Annotated in this window: 17 protein-coding genes; all 17 read right to left on the bottom strand. The window is 36.7% G+C overall.

Features of this window, described 5'->3' with window-relative positions:
* Positions 1-304: 304 nt before the first annotated feature.
* The 17 genes from IGK91_RS02295 to IGK91_RS02215 all read right to left on the bottom strand — a co-directional run bounded on the left by IGK91_RS02295 (position 305) and on the right by IGK91_RS02215 (position 19,095).
* Positions 305-1,147, bottom strand: coding sequence for a hypothetical protein (locus IGK91_RS02295; protein ID WP_229060313.1), 843 nt, complete (start codon positions 1,145-1,147; stop codon positions 305-307).
* Positions 1,148-1,197: 50 nt separating this feature from the next.
* Positions 1,198-1,698, bottom strand: a complete 501-nt coding sequence (locus tag IGK91_RS02290; protein ID WP_258924952.1) for a hypothetical protein — start codon at positions 1,696-1,698, stop codon at positions 1,198-1,200.
* Positions 1,699-1,739: 41 nt separating this feature from the next.
* Complete coding sequence (locus IGK91_RS02285; RefSeq protein ID WP_258924951.1) at positions 1,740-3,473, bottom strand: peptidoglycan amidohydrolase family protein; 1,734 nt, start codon at positions 3,471-3,473, stop codon at positions 1,740-1,742.
* A gap of 169 nt (positions 3,474-3,642) precedes the next feature.
* Positions 3,643-6,093 (bottom strand): VirB4-like conjugal transfer ATPase, CD1110 family, encoded by a 2,451-nt coding sequence (locus IGK91_RS02280; RefSeq protein WP_181916086.1) that lies wholly within the window; start codon positions 6,091-6,093, stop codon positions 3,643-3,645.
* On the bottom strand, positions 6,032-6,409 hold the full coding sequence (locus tag IGK91_RS02275; RefSeq protein WP_010720014.1) for a PrgI family protein: 378 nt from the start codon (positions 6,407-6,409) through the stop codon (positions 6,032-6,034). Before IGK91_RS02275 ends, IGK91_RS02280 begins: the two co-directional genes overlap by 62 nt.
* Before the next feature lie 33 nt (positions 6,410-6,442).
* Positions 6,443-7,285, bottom strand: coding sequence for a hypothetical protein (locus IGK91_RS02270; RefSeq protein ID WP_081122960.1), 843 nt, complete (start codon positions 7,283-7,285; stop codon positions 6,443-6,445).
* A gap of 4 nt (positions 7,286-7,289) precedes the next feature.
* Positions 7,290-7,493, bottom strand: a complete 204-nt coding sequence (locus IGK91_RS02265; RefSeq protein WP_010720016.1) for a hypothetical protein — start codon at positions 7,491-7,493, stop codon at positions 7,290-7,292.
* A gap of 1 nt (position 7,494) precedes the next feature.
* Positions 7,495-9,192, bottom strand: coding sequence for an immunoglobulin-like domain-containing protein (locus IGK91_RS02260; protein WP_034866215.1), 1,698 nt, complete (start codon positions 9,190-9,192; stop codon positions 7,495-7,497).
* Between the two features lie 76 nt (positions 9,193-9,268).
* Positions 9,269-12,301: a SpaA isopeptide-forming pilin-related protein gene (locus IGK91_RS02255; RefSeq protein WP_181934181.1), complete on the bottom strand. Its 3,033-nt coding sequence runs from the start codon at positions 12,299-12,301 to the stop codon at positions 9,269-9,271.
* A gap of 96 nt (positions 12,302-12,397) precedes the next feature.
* The gene (locus IGK91_RS02250; protein WP_081122957.1) at positions 12,398-12,598 is read right to left on the bottom strand and encodes a TetR family transcriptional regulator; all 201 of its coding nucleotides are present in this window, start codon (positions 12,596-12,598) and stop codon (positions 12,398-12,400) included.
* Between the two features lie 339 nt (positions 12,599-12,937).
* Entirely contained in the window at positions 12,938-13,198 is a 261-nt protein-coding gene (locus IGK91_RS02245) for a hypothetical protein (RefSeq protein ID WP_010738415.1), read from the bottom strand.
* A 123-nt stretch (positions 13,199-13,321) separates the two neighbouring features.
* The gene (gene rbsU, locus IGK91_RS02240; protein ID WP_010720021.1) at positions 13,322-14,203 is read right to left on the bottom strand and encodes a ribose/proton symporter RbsU; all 882 of its coding nucleotides are present in this window, start codon (positions 14,201-14,203) and stop codon (positions 13,322-13,324) included.
* 23 nt (positions 14,204-14,226) lie between these two features.
* Positions 14,227-14,622 carry a D-ribose pyranase gene (gene rbsD, locus IGK91_RS02235; RefSeq protein WP_010720022.1) on the bottom strand — a complete coding sequence of 132 codons (396 nt, stop codon included), beginning with the start codon at positions 14,620-14,622 and terminating at the stop codon, positions 14,227-14,229.
* A gap of 17 nt (positions 14,623-14,639) precedes the next feature.
* Positions 14,640-15,548, bottom strand: a complete 909-nt coding sequence (rbsK, locus tag IGK91_RS02230; RefSeq protein ID WP_010720023.1) for a ribokinase — start codon at positions 15,546-15,548, stop codon at positions 14,640-14,642.
* Between the two features lie 323 nt (positions 15,549-15,871).
* Complete coding sequence (gene manA / locus IGK91_RS02225) at positions 15,872-16,831, bottom strand: mannose-6-phosphate isomerase, class I (RefSeq protein ID WP_081122955.1); 960 nt, start codon at positions 16,829-16,831, stop codon at positions 15,872-15,874.
* A gap of 38 nt (positions 16,832-16,869) precedes the next feature.
* On the bottom strand, positions 16,870-17,895 hold the full coding sequence (locus IGK91_RS02220; RefSeq protein ID WP_010738418.1) for a serine hydrolase domain-containing protein: 1,026 nt from the start codon (positions 17,893-17,895) through the stop codon (positions 16,870-16,872).
* A 351-nt stretch (positions 17,896-18,246) separates the two neighbouring features.
* Entirely contained in the window at positions 18,247-19,095 is an 849-nt protein-coding gene (locus tag IGK91_RS02215; RefSeq protein ID WP_081122954.1) for a VOC family protein, read from the bottom strand.
* Positions 19,096-19,215 lie beyond the last annotated feature (120 nt).

Below are 19,215 nucleotides of genomic sequence, written 5' to 3'. Positions count from 1 at the left end.
ATTTTAGCTAATTTGCCAATCAGTTTTTCTTTTTTATTATTCTATTCCCCTTAATTAGTTACCCTTCGACAAATAACAACTGAATCCAAGACCACTCATTCCCTATCATTGATATCTGATTGACCAATCATTTCTAATCATTGTTCCCACAATAATTGATTTCCCGGATCTTCATTTTGCTGGTATAACTCAATAAAATCAATAATGATGGAAGCTTGTTCGATATAAGTTTGTAATATTTTTTTCACTTCTTCCTCTTGGATCAATTCTAAATGTTTCGTTGTTTCTGCAATCTTCTTCTGTTTTAAAAAAACAACCCTTTCTGTAAATAATTTTGGTCTAACTTTCTTGATAATTCTTCACTTTCTAAATATTTATTTAATATCTCTGCTTCGGCCAATTGTTCTAATTCAATGTAAGCAAATGCAAGCATCACTTTTCTTTTGTCAGATAAATTTTCTGGGGACGTTTCAATAACTACTTCCCAATTTTTTTCAAAAAAAGCTAAATCAAATTGTGCATCTGCGGTGGGATAATATTCATTGATCTCTTTCAACCATGTAAATTCTTGTTGCTCTGTCAAATAGTCGATCAATTCATGACGCTTTTCTGGATATTCCGTTGCCGCTTGAAGATAGGCTTGCGCTTCGATTAATTTTGCCCACTCCTGCTCCTCTGTCGTGGTAATTTCTTTTTGATCTACTTTCGTAATAAAGTGTGGCCACATTACGCTAATGCCTATGAAAAGACTGAAAACAATCACCACAATAAACCAGACCCTTTTGATCGTGGGAATCAAAGATAGTAATTTTCCTTTGGTTGATCTGCTAGGTTCACCATACTTAATTGCTTTTTTCGTGCGTATCGCTGCTTTACTTTTTGTCGTCTTCTTTTTACTTCGGACTATCTGATATTGCCCACTGATTATTTCTTCTATGGCATCCTTTAACGGAAATTGTAATTCCATTGAATGAAGAAGGTGATTTTTATGATTGTAAATCCGAATACGACAACTACCTATGCTTTTATTAAGGATCGTTTGTTTATTGACCTCTTCTAATAAAATGAGGGCCTCGAAAATCGGTAGACGCTCTTCTTCGATTTCTAGCCTTTTGACATGATCAATCAGTACAGTTTCTCTTGCCATAGATAGACATCCTTTTCATTTACCAAAAGTGATGGACAAAACCGGTATTTTCATTCTGCGTATTCTTTCGATTCCTTTTCAGCTATCTCTATTGGTTGATACCTTTCCACCAAAAAGTGTTTTGTAGCTGAATCAAACACATACCAAATTTGAAACAGCCCTTCATTCTCAAGTGTTTTAGTAGACTTACCTTCTTGATTCAAACTATCAATCGTCCTTGTGACGTTGGCAATCACTTCAATTTGTTGGTCATTCACGTGACGTATAAAATTCTTACTTTTTATAAAACGAGAATGTCCAAAAAATTGTGGAAAAAAAACGCTTTGCTTTCTGCTTTCTTCTTCAGCAATTTTCGCTTGTTTTGCTAAAAATTTCTCATAATTCAAATAATTATCCCCGTACTCTGTGAAAGTAAAATACGAGCGTAAAAAATCATTGACCTGTTGTTCCGAGAAATGAGCAACAGGTATACGGTTATTTGCTTCTTGCTGTGTGTTCTTTTTACCAAAAGTATATCCAATACTTACGGCTATACTGCTACTGATAACCAAACAAGCAATCGTTGTAAATAATTGATGTTTATTTCTGATTTTTACCCGCTCCCTACGATTCGATAAAAGTAAACTGGTGCCAGTTGTGGATCACCATAATACCCTGCAAATGGAGTAATGACGACATCACCATTTTGACTAAATCCTTTTTTCGTAGCGGGTGTACAGTGAATAATCGTTTTTCCACCAGCATCTAAAAAGAATCCTGTATGCCCAAAATCGCCCGACGAATTACCTTTTTCTCCCCAAATAAATAAGTCACCTGCTTGTACTTCGGAATAGTTGATCGGATAGAGAAGTTGTCCTTCCAAACCATAAAGTGTTTCTGTATTTCCCAACGGTACATTTAGTCCCATTTCATTCAACACCCAAATTACGTAAGACGAGCAATCGTGATAAGGAAATACGCCTCTTTGGTTTCCCTGAGAATAATACACACCTTTTTGATGAAGACTTTGTGCTTTAGCTAAAAGAGCCTCATGAAAGTCAGAGAATCGCTCCCACAGCAATCCCATCTCTTGCTTTCCACCCAATTGCACCATTAATTGTTTGATCGCAGGCACCCAATAACGATTGAGCCCCATGGGATCATTTGTCGCATCAATCGGACAATAGACCGCTCCTAATTGTTCGATAGTTACTCGTTGCTGGTCAATAATCAGCTTTTTAAGTGTTCGACCAGTTGCTTCGATTCCTTCGTCTAACGTACGATATGAAATTAAACCTTGATCATTCATTAGACCAGCTGGGTTATTTTTTTCTAAGATTCCTTTACTAGTTCCCCAGGCACTTTCATGAATCATGATCGCCGCTAAGATCACCGGTGAGATGCCGTTTCTTTTTGCTTCTTGTAAAATTTTATCTGCTCGATCGCTAAACGCATGACACTTAAGCAGAATTAATTGCCGAAATGTCCATTCATCAAATGACGTGTTTTGATTACCAGAGTCTAATTGGAATGTTTCCGAATATGCTACTTCTTCAAAATAAAAACTTGGATTTACTGATTGTCCATTTTTGGAATATTCAATGGTTACTTCATTTTCTTTCGCTACAGTTCCAATCAATTCTCCCGAAACGACTTCTTGGTCATGATTGACTAATGGTGAAACATTCTTTAAGACAAGCTGTCGATTATTGAATTGGATCACGATTGACAGATCAGTCACAGTCGTTTTCCCAGCCATCGGAGCATATAATTCTATATTTTTCTCAGCTTGTAATTGGATTCCCTGAAATAGCTTTTTTTCTTGGCCATCGAGAAAGTAACCATATCTTTGATTGACCATTAATCGATGATCTTCCTTAAATGGCGATTGTAGTTCCATCAATTGACGATAACGACCAATCGTTGAACCAACATTCAATCGTTCTTTCAATTCTTCTGTCCATTCAATAATCTGAGTAAAATATTTTGTTGTTAATGTTGCTTCGTTCCCTTTTGTATGAAGGGACCATAAGTTATCATGGATCTCATGGATTTTCGCTTTGATTACTGGATTTTCGAGTTCCACATTCTCATAACAAATACCCAAATAAGACAATAATTCATCAATATTAGAAACCAAATTCGTGTCTTGTGTCATCCCTATCTGTCCGTTGATTTTAATAATGTTATGCTGCTGACGAAGCACTCGATTTTTTTCAACATCCAAATGAGTCATGTACGTCCAAATATTTGTTAATTCAAATTCATTGATATTGGGTACACTCGAATAAATGACACTGGTTATCCCTATCGTCAGTAAGAATAGTAATACACAACTAAGAACCATGAGTGATCTAAAAAAATGCTATTTATTGGGCTGAACAGCTAAGAACTTACGACGCTTTTTTCTGAAGGGAACTAACATTTTATTTGTAACGCTCCGTTTTATCGATTGATTCAAGCTACTTGATAGAAAAATTTTCCGATACTCGTTGTCTCGTTTGTTCCAATTAGATTTATTCATCGGATTGTTCCTGTTTTCTTTTTATCCGTTCCTCGGGATCAGTCGTGATTAATTCATATAATCTTGTGGTTGAATCAACGGTATTAGAAAAAGGCACGATTGCATGACCTGCACGTATCAACCCTGCACCTTTTGGCGGATGGATCAAGTGTTTTTGTTGTTGAGTAGAAAGACGAAAAAGAGTAGAAAGTTCGTCCAGATCACTTTTAGCCTGTTTTAGCATAATGATAAATTCAGTGTTGCTTAGCATCCTCCGTGCTTTATCTGAAAGCAGTAACGTCTCCACATTTTGCGTGATCCCTGTAGGAATTGCTCCCCACTTTCGGATACGACTCCATAATTCAAAAAAATAATTTTCACAGTAAGGATCATTTAGCATCAACTGCATTTCATCAATGTAAATCCACGTAGTGATCCCTCGATCCCGATTACGTACCACCCGATTCCATACTTGCTCTAAAACCACCATCATCCCAAATGTTTTTAACTGACTTCCTAACTCTTTGGTGTTGTAGATGATAAAACGCTTATTTAACTCAATATTTGTCGTATGGGAAAAAATCGCTAAAGAACCTTCAATATATAATTCTAAGTCTAATACTAGTGCCTGCGCTTCTTTTTCCGGCTGTTCTTTGAGCAACGTAAACCATTCCTTCGCTAATGTTGGCATTTGCTTGTCCTGAGAATGAAAATAGTTAAAATAAGTCAAGCGAGTCACACGATCAATGATGGAACGTTGTGCGGAATTCAAACCCGATTGTCCACCGATCAAAGCTTCAAATGCTGTTAACAAAAAGTCGGATTTTAATTTTACTGGATCAACTTCCCCACTTAAATCATCTGTGATATCCAATAGATTGATAAATGTATCGGTATTTGGTGCAATTTTAACAATTTGCGCATCAAAAGTTTGCCCAATTAATGTATCTTCATCTTCAGGATCAATCGAGATGATTTCGTCTGTTGGATTTTTTAGTAGTGTAGTAATTTCTTCATATTTTTTGGCTACCCCTTTTCCTGAGCCTGAACTACCTAAAATCATTCCACTTGGGGTATTCAACCGTTTCCGATTGATCCGAACTACATTTTTCGTTAGCTTATTCATTCCATAGTATTTACCCTCCTCGTGGTCAAGTTCTTGCGCAGTAAATGGAATAAAAATAGCTGCACTTGCTGTAGTCAATGTTCGGCGGGTTGTTATCCAATTTTTTCCAAATGGAAGGACGGAGTTCATCCCTTCTAGTTGTAGATAATCCAAATAATGAAAGCCACAACCATTTTTTCTGGCAATACTCAAAACTCGTTCGGCTATATCAGTCAATTTTTCTTTTGTGTTTGTTCTGAAATAGACAAAAACCGAAACGAAAAATAAATTCTGTCCTTCTTTTAACAAATCATCTAATAATAAATTAGCTTCATTGATACTATTGGTTAATTCATATGGAATACTTGTATAAGGATCGTAGCCTTTTTGAGTTGCTTTTCTTTGAGCAGCGACTTTGTCTCCTTCCATATAGGCTTTTTTTATTTGAACCAGATGATTGGCTTGCTCAGCCCCGACTGGATCAATGTGGATCGATAACGTGATTTCTTCGGGTATTTCCATCAATTCTGCCATGAGTTTATCTGACAATCTAGCTGGATAGTCTTTTAGGTAAAGAATCTGGGCATATTCCTCATTGATTTCAAAATAGTTTTTCTTTTTAAAATTAAAACTGGAAGGAGCAATCACAGCTTTTGTTGAAAGATGATTAAAGACTAAATCGGAATAGTTAAATTGAAAGTGTTCCGATGATTTCAACAACTGATTGACCAATTTTAGACGCTTTAAACCGTCTAATGGGTCAACCGTTGAGCCAATTTCTTCCAAATTTCCGATTAAATTCTTTTCGATTCGTCCCAATAATTGTTTTGCCTGCTCTAAGTGATTGGCTGGAGTACTGAAAGTCAAATAGTTTTCTTTTGTAAAACGATTCTCCCCTTCATTGATTTTTTGAAGAAGCATCTGATTGACTTCTTCACGATAGCTATCATGTTGATCGCCTTTACTCTCATAAAAAAGCTTATCCGTCATCTCATCAAGCTCAACTCTTTTTTTTAAGATCGTGATTGTTAGATGGATCGTATCATCAAGACTGTTCAATAGTTCACCGTACCTTTGGAATATCAGCAATTGTTCATCTTGTTGAGCAATTTGATAATTCACATCTGAAAATCGAACACTTTTGGAATAATAATTAGGTACAATTTCACAAATGCCACTTTCAAACATTTTTTCATAACGCAACAAATCTTGGACATTACGCTTTGGCGCTAACTTTTTTTGATATTGCCCTCTTTTTTTCTTTTGTTTTTGCATCAAACGAATAAATTTTTTATTATTAGTTTCCGTACTCAACTTGTTTTCTTTCGGCACGCTTACTCCTTTGACCCACCATGGCATTTGAATACAACTCCTCTACAATAGGATAAGTATAATAATTCGCCAATTGAAAATAATTCCATCGAATCTGCACATACTTTTCTAAAGGTAAGTGATTAGGTGTCAGCCAGCCCACTGACAAGATAGGGGCACTGAGTACCATAAAAACGATCCCGATATCATCAATCGGATACTTCCAACTGACATAATTTAAAATGCCCAGAGGAACGATCAAAAGCAACGTTACAACAGCAGAGATAAATTGTCTTAACGAAACGCCAAAAAACAATTTTTCTTGGTAGGTTAAAATTTCTTTTCGAATTGGTACTTCAATCATCGATTTTATTTCCCTCCAGTTAAAAATGATTCTCTAGGCAGTTGCAAGAATGATTTTTGCCCATTTATTGGTATAAAATAAACTAGCACATAATGTTAGACAATTCCCTGATATCCCACTGATCACTGCAATCATTCCCTGTTTTTCATCAATTGAAAACACAGAATGTACGAGCAGTGGATAAAAACTTAATATAATAAATAAGAGGATCCCTTGCAGGGAGGAAGCACAAACTAATTTCAAAAAATTTTTACCAATCGAACTAACTTCTTCATTAAGAAACGTCACAAGAGGTAATGGAGAAATGCTAAAATACAAATAAATTTCAAAAAAACGCATGAAAATAACCAGTTTTGTTAGCACACTTGTTAGTACGGATAAAATCAACGGGATCAACAAAATAATTAACAACGTAAGTTTTTCAAAAAAGCCCCAATGATAGATTCCCTCAATCAATGAAAGAACATCAACAGCCTTACTTCCACCTTCTCGAATCCCAATTTGACTGATACCATTACTGATTGTTGTACTAATTTCAACGATCATATGGATAAATATTGTTAAATGGCGCATGATCAACAGGCTTACTCCTAATTTAAGAAAGAGCGGGAGGAACAACTCCATGCCACCAAAACCGGAATAATTTCCATAAATCTTTTGTGCCATTTGTTGAAACTCCAGCAATAGTAAAAAGCCTAGTACAGAATAAGCAATTGGTTTGATTACTCCATTCATAATTAACTCACTGTATTGATAGATATCAGGTAGATAGGTTTCTAGATTTTGTAGTAGCATATTTTTAGGGTCGTTTGAAAAATTTAATTGATCAGCAATTGTTTGCAGTAAAAATTTGATTGCACCGTTCAGCTTAGCCACTTCCTTAGATTGAAATAGTTGCTACCCAAGCGCCAGCTGCAACGATAACAGCCCCACCAACGATCTGAAAAAGAGCATTTTGCATTCCGGGACCATTATGTTCTTTGATAGCCGCGCCGAGTTGAATAATCCCCCATACAGTGAGCAGACTGCCAGAAGCAAGTACTCCTTTTGAAAACAACGACATCGCTTGCTCAAAATAGTCCATATTATTCTTTCTCCTTTTCTATCGCTTGTTGATTCATAATGGTTACTTGGTAACTAGCATGTACCCGCTCAAAAGAATCACTGATACTCAAACTGACAGTGTAAGTTCCTGGTTTGTTGACATCGACGTTTTCAGTCACTTCGACATCTGTTAAAGATAATGTTTCTTCTTTGTCGTAAACCTCAATTCCTGCTAGCGGATCAAATGCCTCTCCAATAGCTAGCACCTTATCGGCTATGCCTATAAATCGTGGTGGTTCATTGATGACCGTGATTTTCCCATAACCACTGGTTGTTTTGCCATTTGTATCAGTGACTTTAAGAGGAAGCAAATATTTTCTTAATTTAGATGTATCGATCCGATTCCATGCTGCTTCATCTATTTCAATATTTAATCGTTCTAACGGATCTTCTCGATCTGAAACAACCAGTTGTGCAAAATAATCTTCTTTCTTCAAAGCAGAGAAAACATTGACTTGAAGATCCGCCTGGATGATTTTAGGGGCTTCATTCGTTACTTGTACGAGAAGTCGCCTCTCCTCTGCATATTTTCCATATCGATCTTGCACATTGCCAATCCTAAAGAAATATTTTCCTTCTTTATTGGAATCAAAATTAGTTTCTAAGATATTGGTTTTAGTTAATGAGATATCTCCGTCTTCCCTATCCCAAGCTTTCACATAGTCGAAAATATTCAACTCTTGATTTATCTGATGGTCAATCCATTCGGGTATATGGATTACCGGTGCATCATTTTCAATTTTGATAAACGCTTTCGTTTTCGCTTGAGCCCCATGTCGATCATTGACAGAATAAAGCACCTCATAGCTTCCTTCTTTGTTGATATCTAGATTTGTTTCGACTTCAATCTTTGCGGTTAAATCCCCATCTTCTTGGTCCATTGCGGATACTCCTGCTAACAAATCAACTGGTACACCGATCTGCTGGTACATTGTCGTCTGCTTCAAGTTGATTTTCGGTAAGCTATTAACAAAAAAGTAGATGGTGGCATCTGTAAACATTCCTGCCGAGTCGGTGACACGGATCGTAAATTTTTGCTCGCCCAGCTTCGACGTGTCAATAAAATTATGTTTGACTGTGGGAAGAGCGTCGTTACCCATGAGAATCTCAAAATAGTCTGCTGGTTCAAATTTACTATATTGCTCAATGACCATGTAAGTGGATGCTAGTGAAATTTGTGGTTTCTGCCAAGTCGTTTGGTCACTCTCACGATTCTTTTCTTTTTCAATAGAAACTGGAGGGGCCTCATAGACTGGGGCTTGTTTACTATCCGCTCTTTCTTTTGAAGTTTCTAAAGTTGTGACTTCTGTTTTCTTTTTTTCTTTAGCAAAGGCAACGACTAATTGCGCTACCTCATGCTCTAGTTGTTGAAGTGGCAATTCCGTTCCCTCAGTTTTAGAACTAAAATAGTCAAATTGTTCCATGACTGCGATTGCCGGATCATGATCCTCTTCAAGAAAATAATGAGTGGGTATTTCTTCTTTTTCTAAGTTTTTTGTATCAATGATATTTGCTACTTGTTTTTGTTTACTTGCTACTGTTTTTTCCTGATTGTGACTTAGGTAGATGCTAGTAATTCCTGTGATACTTCCACTGATAAAAAGGAACAAAAGTCCATATTTTATCCTGCCTAGATTCTTTTTCGATAACTGATCTACAACGATTGAACGTTTCACCATTCTTTAGACCATCCTTTCTTTTATCTTCTAAACACTTTGATCATACTTTTAGTAAAAATAAGCGAAATCAATTTTTTCACAACTTTACATGTTTCTGCTTTTTTTGAAGATAAAGATAACTGCTAACGATAATAATCAAGCTCAATCCAAGAAGAACCATCTCCAGCGAACGTCGTTCATTCGTTTTTGGCAATATGCTTTGCTTTAATAATAATTTTTCTTTTTTTAATGTAATTGTCTGATCTTTGTTCCTTAAATCATCCTCACGTCCTACTTCATTTTTTTGCTCTTCTTCGTAATATAAGACGTGGGTCGCTGTTAATTGATCGCTATCTTTGAGGATATTTGCCTTCAACTCAAGAAATACTTCAAATGTATCTTCTTTGTTCTTTGGAGTGTAAGTTGATGTCGCTTCACTGACCACTTCTCCTGTTTTCGTATTCTTATATTGCGTAAAAACAGTATAAGTGTGTCCGATTTCGATTGCCTCGCCTTTGACCCACACCACATCTTTCAACTGATTATCTACTGTTGGGTCAAGTGTTTTTTCGCCAGCAATATCGGTAAATAAAGAGGTCAACTCTAATGGTTCCCGTTCATTGTAGGCTTCAAGAACAAGTAGTTCGCCATCCTTTTCAACCGTGACAGAAAAATCCATTGGTTCTTCTAATGGTAAATAGCCTGCCAAAGGTTCCACTTCAACAAATTTATAGTTGCCATAAGGTAGTGCCTCTACATTGATTTTCCCTTCTTTATCAGTCAAATATTTTTCAATTAAGGTTTCAGTCAATTCTCCATTTTCATCCGTTGCTATGTTGTATAAATGAAATGGGACATTTTCTAATGGTTGTTCATTCAACCGATCTCGTTTGATCAATTGGATATCTTGTCGAGCTAAGCGATTCGGAATTTCTAAACGAATCAAGGCATCCGCATTCTCTTCTGTGACACTAAAAATGAGTGGTTCTTCTAGTGGTACATATCCTTCTGGTGCTTTGATCTCATGGAGTTCATAGCGATCCACACCCCAAGGCAAACTTTCTGTGGTAATGATTTCGCCTTTGTCATTAGTTTCAAAAATCTCGGTCTGTTCCGTGTCAGTTGGTCGCACCATCGAAACAAATTCGCCTTCTCCTTCATTTGCCCAAGTATCAAAAATTTTGAACTGAGCGCCTGCGTAAGGTATGTTCTCGCCTGTTTCTTCATCCACTTTGATGATATGCAATCGAGATTCAATCACTTTATCTTCCAATAAAAAGAAATGGGTATAACCGTCTTCCGTGATCGTCACTTCAAATGGTTCGATCAATAAATAGCCATCCACACCTTGGGTTTCTTCAATGGTATAAGTGTCATAAGGTAGATTCTCAAACTTGAAATACCCGTTCTTACCAGTGACTTGGACATATTCTTGTCCAGTGGTGTGGGAAGTAGCTGTCAGTTCAACGCCTTCTAAAGGTGGCTTTACCCCCTGTTGCTCTTTCGCCAGTCTGGCAATTACTTCAAAAACGGTTTGAGGAATCAAGGGGCGTGAACCAAACTTATAGCCTTCTACATTTCCTTTGATGACTCGATCAGTCACCGTTTTACTGTGAAGCGCTACGGTTTCATTTTGTCCAGCATACGTGAGGTTAACGGTATGTTTTGTATCATCCAAATTGTAGCCTTCTGGCGGTTCGATTTCTTGGAGATAATAGGTTCCTAACTTTAATCCTTTCACCTCTGCTTGTGCTATGCCATTGACATCTTGCATCGTTAGTTTACTAATAGAAGTCCCATTCTTATCGGTTAATTCGTAAACAGCTCCTACCAATTGAGAAGCCCCTTGTGGTTTACTGCCTGTTTCTTCATCTTCTTTGATCACTTTGAGATTTGCTAGTTGCTCTTTATTATCTAAACTGATCGTGGTGGTCTCATTGGCTTTGATGGTCACTGTCTGAGGTGTGGCATTGAGGACATAGCCATTCGGTGCTTTGATTTCTTGTACCGTGACTTTTGTGTCGACTAACAAATCATTCCAGGTAGCATAGCCATCAGAATCTGTAGTGATTTCTTTGGTTTTTCCATCAGACGTAGTAAAACGAAAAACGGCACCTGCCAATGGTTGCTTGGTCGTTTCATCTACTTTGCGTACACGGGCATTGCCGTTTTTTAAAACAGTTATGGTTAAAGAAATTTTTTTACGTTCATTTAATCTGCCAACCATCATATTTTGGGTATATGGGTGTTGATAAATTAGCGGAACACCTTGAAAAGTAGAGGCAATATCATAGTCAAATTCAACTCGACTAGTCGCTTCTGCATTTTTGTTGGCAAGAATCGTTAATTGATTTCCTTTTTTAGAAATACTTAGTCCTTGTGAGACGAAAGATGGTAATGACTGATAATTACTAAAGGCATGGGTCGTGTCAGTTAAGGTGATACTTTCTCCAACTTTTAAGTTTATCGTTTGTTTGTCAAAAGAAGGTGATGTATAGAAATAATTGACATTTTTCATGACAGCAGATTTAAAGGTTTGATAGTCCGTCATCGAAAATACCCCTGAAATACTCAACGGTGTAATCCCTTGTTGTTCCCATGCCAAAATTTGAGTCATCAATTCTTTTTTCAACGTGTGGCCCGAAACCATCAGCCCGTAATACTTAATCAAAGAAATTTTTTTCATCTGTTCAGTATTTCGCTCAGCGACTGTATAGCCAGAGTTATTTCCAAGATTAAGTGCAGCACCTGGTTCTATGCACAAGGCAATTTCATTGTTGATCCGTTTACCGTACCAGCCATATTCACGTACACCGTTCGATAAGCGAATATCAATATTGGAGATATGAGCATTGGGGTCAACATAAATCGTTTGATTGTTTCGTTGGTGGGTTTGAGTTTCTCCTAAAGCAGCATGAATCGAGTGAGTGATGTAATTCGAAAGAGTTGTCGTATATAATTTGCCGTCTTCAGTTTGAATCAACTGATTCTCTTGAAGAAAACTTATCTTACGATCGTCTTGATCTGTATTTTCTAAATTTCCTGCTAAAACAACAAGTGGTCGGCAAAACGAAACGGATAATAAATGAATGATCAAAAATATGCGTACAATTAACTGGTATTTTTTCATCGAAATTCTCCTGTTTTTTGATAATAAACCTGCTTATCTACAAAAGTTCTCTCATAAACATAGAATTACTACTGACACTAAAAATCAAAATATTCGCTACTGAATCAAGCGAATCACATATTCATTTTTAGTGCGGTCATACCTTAAAACGCCACTTTTTTGTATCTGATTGATCAATTTTGCTTTGTCTCCATTTGTCCATCCATCTTGATGAACAAGTTGTTCATATTCACGCAAAGTAATCTGTTTTCTTTTACTACTACGCATAACAGTTAATAATCGCTGGAGTTCTGTCATCAAGTTGTCACTCCTTAAAAATTTTAAGGCCACACCATTTTTAGGATAAATGGAAACCTGACTTTTTTAGGAAAAAGCCAACCCATATCCTCACGGTCCTCGGAAAAAACATTACGTAAGAAATTTTTCTTCAAACCATTAATCACAGTTATCGGTTCCGTCCTCCGTGAGAGATTCTAGTCATACTTTTGCTGTTAGCATGCCAACACTAACAGGACTGTCATTTAGTTGAGCATCGATAAAGATTGACAGCAAATCATCGTTATCAGTTAGATTGCTAACCAGTAATGATGCTCACATATAACGTTTTCAACGAACAAATATGTTTTTTTGCAACGACTAAACTTGCCAAGCTTTTACTTTCATTGGTCGTTCCACGTACTGTAAGTTTTGTTTTGTGTTCCTTCGTTTAGCAAAGATAAGACCGCCAGAAGAAACGGCTGTTTTTATTTGTGGATAAATCTTGTAGTCAGGTAATTCTTTTTTTGTCTCTTGATTGATAAACTGTCCATTCCCTAAATTAGCCCACGTAGAACCATCAAATAATCGAATCGTTAGTGCTTTACTTCGAATTGCTTTTTTTGAACAGATTCGTAACACGTAAATCCCTCCTCACTCTATAATTACGATTTATTTGCGATTCTTCCAAAAAAAATAAAAGACATTGATCAACTTAAGTCAATCAATGTCTTTCAGTTCAGCTTATTTTGTTTTGGGGAAGAGTTAGATCATTACAGTGATCGTAGCAGCAGCTAAAATCAAGACTAGTCCAATAACTGTAACAGTCATTTCTTTCTTGGTTTTCTTTTGTCCTAGGAACCAAATACCAGTCAGTGTCGCTAATACTACGGATGTTTGAGAAAGAATAAACCCTGTTGCTAACCCATTCATATCTGGTTGAGCTGAAATTAAATAAGTTAAAGCAGCGAAGGCAAAGAAAAATCCTGAAAAAATATGTTTATAAGAGACCACTTCGACAAACGCTGATTTTTCTTTAAAACTTAAAACAGCTGAATAAACAACAGCAACGATTACCATACCAATTGCTTGAGGTAAAAAGGCATGCATTCCATCAATTGAAGTTGCTTGAGGAGCTGCGGAATAAGCCCAGTAGCCGATTTCACCTACTGCTAACAAAAGGACCGCTTTTTTCAATAAGTTACTGCCTTCTGTATTTTTCTTTTCAGTCCAAACAGTCATCCAAGCACCTAAAATAATCAAAACTAAAGCAAAGGCACCCAAGACTTTCGCAGTAGCGCCTGGCCAATTTCCTAAAGCAAACACGCCCCACAATGAAGCCCCTAATAATTGAAAAGCAGTAGTAATAGGCATTGCACGAGAAGAACCAATCAAGGTAAAGGATTGGAATGTAATGATTTGGGCGATTGCCCAACCAACACCAGATAAGATTGAAAAAGTCAGGTCAGATCCTGTTGGTAACTCCATTCCTTTATATAAAGCAAAAACAATTGCAAAAATCAATGTTCCTAATGTTGAACCTAAAATTTGATTGACCGGACGTCCCCCGATCTTAGATGCGATCGTAGGATATAACCCCCAACCAAGTAGTGGGCCTAAGCCAATTAAAAGCGCGGTAGTATTCATGGTAGACTATTCCTCCTTCTTTTTTAAAAAACGACGCCGCTTTCTAAAATAATATTAGCATAAGGTGTCATTTCCCCTGTGCGAATAAACGCATGACACTGATTCAAATCAGCTTTCATTTTACTATGAGGGATAAAAGTAATAGGTGTTTCAGGTAGCCGTTGTTGAATTTCCGATAATACTTTAGGGTTTTCTGACTTGATTTCTTCAGCTAAATAAATACGTTGAACTTCTAACTCTTCAAGCACATTGTTCAAGACTTCCATAAAGCTTGGAATACCATTATCCACAGCCAAATCGATTTTTTCAGTTGTCATCGGCACGGGCATACCTGCATCACCGATACTTAATGTGTCAAAATGTCCCATTTGTGCGATTACACGAGAGATATCTGAATTGATTACTTTTGATTTTTTCATAATAAAAACGTCCTTTCTTAATTCAATTCTTGTTTATATGGAATAGAAGGTTGTGCGCCAAAACGTTGAACAGTCAAAGAAGAAGCTTTATTTCCATAGGTAATTGCTTCCTCTAAATTACTAAAATCAGTTGCTAACATGCTACTCATCGCACCAATGAATGTATCACCTGCAGCTGTCGTATCGACTGCATTCACTTTGAACGCTGGCACGATCCCATTTTTGCTGTTTTTAATCGAGTAAAATGCGCCTTTACTTCCGATCGTGATAATTACAACTTCGATTCCTAATTGATGTAAGTGAGCTGCAGCCTGTTTTAAGCTTTCTTCGTCCGTAATCGAAATCCCTGTTAAAATTTCTGTTTCTGTTTCATTAGGAATAATCATATCTGTTACTTTCAATAACTCTTCAGGCACATTTTCTAATGCTGGGGCAGGATTCAAAATTGTTTTTACTCCAACCTCTTTTGCTAGGTTAAAAGCTTCAATCGTACTTTCTATAGCGCTTTCAAACTGTGCAATGATAAAATCACTTTTTTCGATGATCGCTTTGTTTTGTCTAACTTGTTCTGGTGTAAACGCATTGTTCGCTCCGGCATGGATCATAATACTATTTTCCCCAGCATCATCAACAATGATGTAAGCTTGACCAGTCGCTTGGTTTTCAAGAGTTGCTACACCTTGTAAATTGATTTCTTCTTGTTCTAAAAGCTCAGCCATTGTTTTGCCAGCTTCATCGGTACCAATCGCTCCAATAAAATGAGTAGTAGCTTCTGAACGTCTTGCAGCAACTGCTTGGTTTGCTCCTTTTCCTCCGCCAGCTGAAAATGTTTCTTTCGTGTGGATCGTTTCTCCTGGCTTAGGCATATGTTTGACTCGGATGGTCCGATCTAAATTAATGCTACCGATAACTGTTACAGTGTTCATTCCTTCATCACTCCATATTACATATTAATTGAATCAAACGCCATTCATCAATAATTAAAACGTTTTAACTCTACACCGAAAATATACCACAGATTGAAAGCTATTTCAAGAACCTATTTTTCCTAATTTTTTATTAGCAATCAGCAGCTTCATTTTTACCAGCATTCTAAAACAAAAAAGCTGAACACTTGTGCTGACTTGCTTCAGTTAGATCTTGGTCTAACTTAAGACATTCACAACACAAAGCTCAGTTTTTTTTTATTTCACAACACTAATCAGAAAAAATAACCATCTGCAAAGTTAACTAATAAATCACTGATTCTTTATTTCGATGTTTTACCTGGTTCAGAGGCAATGATTGATAACTCTCCTTGAACCGTCCATTCTGTCACATCATTTGGTAAAATAAAACTTGCCCCTTTAGTTAATGGGTAAATTTTTTCATTAACAACTAACTCTCCTGCTCCATCGATTACTGTCGCTAATGTATAAGGTGCTTGTTTTTTAAATGATGTGATTCCTTTGATATCCCATTCATAAACATTAAAAAACTCGGTCTCTAAATACGTAACGATCGAAGAATTCCCTTTACGTACTTCTTTCATTTGAATCTGTGGCGTAATAGCTGGAACAGTTGTCACATCAATTGATTGTTGGATATGCAATTCACGCGTATTGCCATTTGCATCTTTACGGTCATAATCATATACACGATAAGTCGTGTCCGAGCTTTGTTGCGTTTCTAAAATCATGATCCCTTTACCAATTGCATGGATCGTTCCACTAGGGACATAGAAAAAGTCGCCTTTTTTAACTGGGACTTTTTTCAATAAGTCATCCCAACGACCCTCTTGGATCATCTCAGCAAGTTCTTCTCTTGTTTTTGCATGATGGCCATAAATGATTTCTGCTCCAGGTTCAGCATCAATGATATACCAACATTCTGTTTTTCCTAACTCACCTTCGTGCTTCATTCCATAAGCATCATCTGGATGGACTTGTACTGATAATTCATCTTCTGCATCTAAGATTTTAATTAATAATGGAAAGACAGGCTCAGTTGGGTTGCCAAACAATTCCTTGTGGTTTTGCCATAACTCGTCTAATTTTTGTCCTTGGTATTCACCGTTTTCAACGACACTTACACCATGTGGATGTGCGCTGATCGCCCAATCTTCACCGATTTTATCATTAGGTATATCAAATCCAAATACTGATCTTAAACGGCTGCCTCCCCAAATCTTTTCTTGAAAAACTGGTTTTAAAAACATAGGTTCTTGCATAGTTCAAACTCCTCTCAATGTTCATAGTTATTATAGCATCATTTTTTTAATAACGCTTTCTCTTTCAAAAATTTTTCAACAATTTCATCACGACAACGAATATAAGCTTCACGATGATCCGTTGGATGGATACGGTTTGATAAGAAAATAAATGCTTCTTGTTCAATAATGTCAATTAGTAAGAACGTGCCCGTATAACCAGTATGAAAAAGAATTGGTTGCTGTTGTTCTAATCCTTTTTTTAAATCCCATCCTAAGGAACGATTGCCTTTTTTCGTTGGCGTATGATCTTGTAAAAGCGAGCGAATCGTTTGTTCTTCTAAAAAACGCCCATTTTCAGCTTTCCCTAAATTCAAATACATTTTTACAAAGGTAATACTGTCCTCTAAATCAAGAAACAACCCAGCATTTCCTGCATGCTCAGCGAGTACTCTCGCTTTAGGATCATGTGTAACTCCCCGCAAAACCTCACCTGAAGCGAGTTGTTGTGTGGGAACAATTCTTTTAGAAGGATAAGGTAAAAACGTACTGTGCATCATCCCTAAAGGCGCTAATACTTGTTCTTCAAATAATTCTGTGGCTGGCTCTTGGAAAATCTCTTCAAGCATCAATCCTAATAAAATCGTGCCTGCATCTGTATATTTCACTAATTTCCCTAACTGATCACCAGGTTGAAGCTTTAAATAGGCTTCGATCAGCTGTTCTTGAGAGAGTTGATCTCGATTAGGAATCCAAGTTTCAATATTTGATGTATGAGTCAGTAAATGTCGTATCGTGATTGTTTCATTTTCAAAAGCCGGTAAATAATGGTGTAACGGTTTGTCTAAGTCGACTTTACCATCTTCCCACAAGCGTAACACTAGACTGGTGGTAGCGATCACTTTTGTTAAAGAAGCCACATCAAATAATAGATCTGCTGTCATTGGTTGGGTTTCAGGTACGATCTGTGCATGACCTGCTGAAAAAGTTTCAACATGCTTATGCTTAATAAACGCACCAACAACACCAGGATAATGACCTTCTTCAAGTTTATTTAAAATCAACTGTTTCGTTTCTGGGTACATTTTATTCTCCTTCTCTGTCGAAGAAATCAATTTTTGTTCATCATGCTAAGTCAAATCATATAGCTTTCTCCAAGAGGATGCAAGTAGATAAAGGTCGTGAAAACATCGGGTAGCTCCGATGACAATAAAAAAATTTTTTAAATCAACTTTTCTTCCATCATCTTATATCTTAGAGAAACTTCTTTAGTTGAAGAGTTGTTTCTGGTATCTCTTTATATATTGAACAAAAAATCAGCTTTCGATTTCCGTTGTTGCTTGTGATGCGCTTTGCCAACAATGAACAAAAGCAAAAGCCCCTAAACATCAAATCGTTAGGAGCTATTTCTACCTATTCAATTATTTGTCTTCGCTTTATTTTTTGGCTTTTTTGGTATCGATCACAAACCACCATTCGATACCAATCGCATCATAAATTGCTAACACAGTATGTCTTTGATCGATAAAGAAGTCAACTGCAGTTTCATTTAAATGCTGAATCAACTGTTCCATGCTTTCTTGATCAATCACGAATTTCAAGAAATCTAAACCTAATACTTCATGAGTCGGCAATGCTAATGCCTCACTATTTGCTTCTGAGATTCCTACATGGAAGTTCCCTTCATTTAAAACATGTAATCCGTTCTTTTCTTCCCGAACTTTTAGTCCCAGTAAATCACTTAAAAAACGGCGTTCTTCTTCGCTATCAAAAACGTTTAAATGGATTTTTTCAAAGTAAGAATTAGCGGATAATTTTTTGTAACGCTCTTCTGACTTACGTAATAATGACTCTTGATCCATTGCTTCTGGTTGATTTCGTTCTTGAACATTGTCCTCTTCGTGATAAATTTCTAATTCGTTACCTTCTGGATCCTTAAGTAAGATCCCCATGCGCCCTTGATCTTCTAACGCATCTTCAATTGGATAGTTTGTTTTACGGATACGGGAAAGGATATCAGCCATTTCTGCTACCGTTGGAATAATCAATGAAAAACGTTTCAGTTTTTTGATTTCCCCAATGTAATCATGCGCTCTAGGACTTTCTTCTAGCAATAGCATCTCACTATTTTGCTCTTGTGTCCCTAAAATAGCTAATTCATTTTCTTCCCGTTTCAAATCAAAACCGATCGTATTTTTGTAAAAATCAATCATTTTATCTCTATCTTTAACCCGGATTGCTACACTTTTTAGGTAAGTAGTAGACCCCAATTTAAATTCTTTCATTTTTCTTGCTCCCCTCTACGTCCAGCTTTATTTTAACGATGCTTCACATTTCTTTCAAGCAATAAATGGGTTTTTATTAAAAAAAATGTGAGAATTTTCGCATTTTCCACGCAATACTGC

The organism is Enterococcus sp. DIV1208 (genome assembly GCF_050530455.1).
In the GTDB taxonomy this organism is placed as follows: Bacteria; Bacillota; Bacilli; order Lactobacillales; family Enterococcaceae; genus Enterococcus_B; species Enterococcus_B hirae.
The sequence above is the reverse complement of the archived record's forward strand: the minus strand, read 5'-3'. Positions and strand labels throughout refer to the sequence as shown.